General features: G+C 67.7%; 2 protein-coding genes and 1 pseudogene. 1 reads left to right on the top strand and 2 read right to left on the bottom strand.

The window, feature by feature from the left end:
* Both DBR22_RS12360 and DBR22_RS12355 read right to left on the bottom strand, forming a co-directional pair.
* On the bottom strand, positions 1 to 682 hold a 682-nt coding region (locus DBR22_RS12360; protein ID WP_108599261.1), incomplete at its 3' end, for a M48 family metalloprotease.
* A gap of 30 nt (positions 683 to 712) precedes the next feature.
* Complete coding sequence (locus DBR22_RS12355) at positions 713 to 1984, bottom strand: MFS transporter (protein ID WP_108599260.1); 1272 nt, start codon at positions 1982 to 1984, stop codon at positions 713 to 715.
* Between the two features lie 77 nt (positions 1985 to 2061).
* Between DBR22_RS12355 and DBR22_RS12350 the strand changes: the two are divergent.
* Positions 2062 to 2473: pseudogene (locus DBR22_RS12350) on the top strand (hypothetical protein); the annotation flags it as partial.

The raw sequence follows: 2473 nt of genomic DNA, 5'->3' as shown, positions 1-2473 counted from the left end.
GGGCGGAGGCGAGTGCCAGCGGATCTCCGGTCAGCTGCGAACCGTCCTCGTCGGCGTCGTACTCCCTGGTGCGGGTGATGGCGAGCTGGATCAGGGAGGCCGCGAACGGCGCCAACAGGGCCATGGCCAGCATGGCCAGGGGGTTGGAGTTGCGCCGGTCGCCGCCGCCGAAGAAGAGCAGCATCTGGCCCACGGACGTGATCACGCCGGCCACCGCGGCAGCCACGGACGAGGTAAGGATGTCCCGGTTGTACACATGCATCAGCTCGTGCCCCAGGACCCCGCGGAGTTCGCGGGCGTCCAGCAGCTGCAGGATCCCCTCGGTGCAGCAGACCGCGGCATTCCGGGGGTTGCGGCCGGTGGCGAACGCGTTCGGGTTCATGGTGGGTGAGAGGTAGATCCGCGGCATGGGCTGGTTGGCCCGGACGGAAAGCTCGCGGACGATCTGGTAGAGCTGGGGCGCCTGGGCCTCCGTGACGGGGTAGGCCTGCATGGAGCGGATGGCGATCTTGTCGCTGTTCCAGTAGCCGTAGGCCGTGGTGGCCACGCCGATGAGGGCCATGATCCAGATGGGCGCCGAGCTGCGGGTGTTCAGCCCGATCAGGCCGCCCAGTCCAAGGAGGACTGCCCAGAGGGCGCCAAAGAGCGCCGCAGTTTTGAGGCCGTTGTAATGCTTGTGCACGTCCGCTCCTCCGCCTCTGTGTGGCCGGCCCTAAGGCACCGGGTGATGGGCATCGTACTTCCTGAAGCCCGGTTGCAGCTGTGCGGCGAGCCATGCGAGTGCAATGCACAGAACCCCGCCGAGCAGCAGCACCCATCCCTCACTCAGAATTTTAGTCCCACCCCCGGCCAGCAGGTCACCCACGCGCGGGCCGCCGGCCACCACCACGATGAAGACGCCCTGCAGCCGTCCGCGCAGGTGGTCCGGGGTGGCGGCCTGCAGGATGGTGTGCCGGAAAACGGCGCTGATGGAGTCCGCGATCCCTGCCAGTGCACAGCACAAAGCTGCCGGAACCAGCCAGAGGGTCGCGCCGCCGTCGTCCGTTCTTCCGGCCAGAAGCACCACCACCCCAAAGCCGGCAATCGAGGCGCCCCAGCCCATGACGGACCACACCACGGCCCTCCCCTGCCACCGGACATGGCCCAGCGGCCCGGAAAAGAGCCCGGCCAGGAACGCCCCCACCGCGGTGGAAGCGAGCAGGATTCCCACCGTGGACTCACCGCCGCCGATCATCACGGCGCCAATGGCGGGCATCAGCGCCCGCGGCTGGGCGAGGATCATGGCCACGAGATCGATGACGAACGTCATCCGCAGGTTGGGCCGGGTGCCAAGGAACCGGAAGCCCTCGATGACAGACCTGATGCCGGCCCGCCCTGCACTGCCCGAAGGCGGCATGGACGGCAGCCGGAAGACGGCCCACAGCACAAAAGCGAAACTGATGAAGTCGATCGTGTACGTCCAGCCGAAGCCCACCCAGGCAACCAGCACGCCGGCCAAGAGCGGCCCCACCGTCATGGCCAGCCCGAAGGAAACCATGCTCAGCGCGTTGGCGGCAGGCAGCAGTTCCTTGCGGATGAGCACGGGGATAATGGCGCTGCGTGCCGGCTGGTTGATGGCCTGGGCGCCGCTTTGCAGAGCCACCAGGAGGTAGAGCACCCAGACGTTTCCGAGCTGGAGCCAGGACTGGAGGGCGATCAGGCCGGTGGTCAGCCAGAGGACGGAGGTGGCAAGGAGTGCAACGGTGCGGCGGTCGTGCGAATCGGCGATGGACCCGCCCAGCAGTCCCCCCACCACCAGCGGCACGAGCGCGAAAACACCCAGCAGGCCAACGTAGAAGCTGTCCTGCGTGAGCCGGTAAACTTCCAGGCTGACCGCCACCAGGGTGAGCTGGCTGCCGACCGCGGAAACGGCGGAGCCCAGCCAGAGCCGGCGGAAGGCAGGGCTCTCCCTGAGCGGTGTGACATCGGCCAGCAGTTTCCCCACCCTGCAACCCTAGTGGTCACATCCGTCACTTCTTTGTCACACGCTTGGTATCCTCAGGCGGGGGAAGGAGTTGGCTTATGAATCTGTCCAGACGGCTGCTTTACGCATCGGACATGTGGGAAGTGGCCCGGCCCCGGACGGCGCTGACCGCCGGCCACCTCCTGATCCGGCTGAGCAACCCCGCCATTGCCTTCGATCTGCGATCGGCCGCGGACTGGCTGCTGTGTACGAACGCCGCCCGCCGGGCCCTGGCCGAGGTACTCGGCGCCACGCGATTCGCCGTGGTTTTCGCGCACCAGTGGCACCCCATTGGCTCGGCGATCGGCGAACCTGAGGTGGAATCCTCCACGCCAACGTTCCACCTTTTCGGCCGCTGGGACGGCGAGACCGTCAGCCCCGGCGGGCAGTTGCGGCTTCCGGCGCAGCGCCGCCTCCCCGTGGCCACCACTGAACTCATGACGTACGACGACGGCCTCCGGGCTGCACTGC

This window comes from Arthrobacter sp. HMWF013 (assembly GCF_003061105.1).
Taxonomy (GTDB): Bacteria; Actinomycetota; Actinomycetes; order Actinomycetales; family Micrococcaceae; genus Arthrobacter.
Note: the sequence above shows the minus strand (reverse complement) of the source record. Positions and strands in the feature narration are given on the sequence as shown.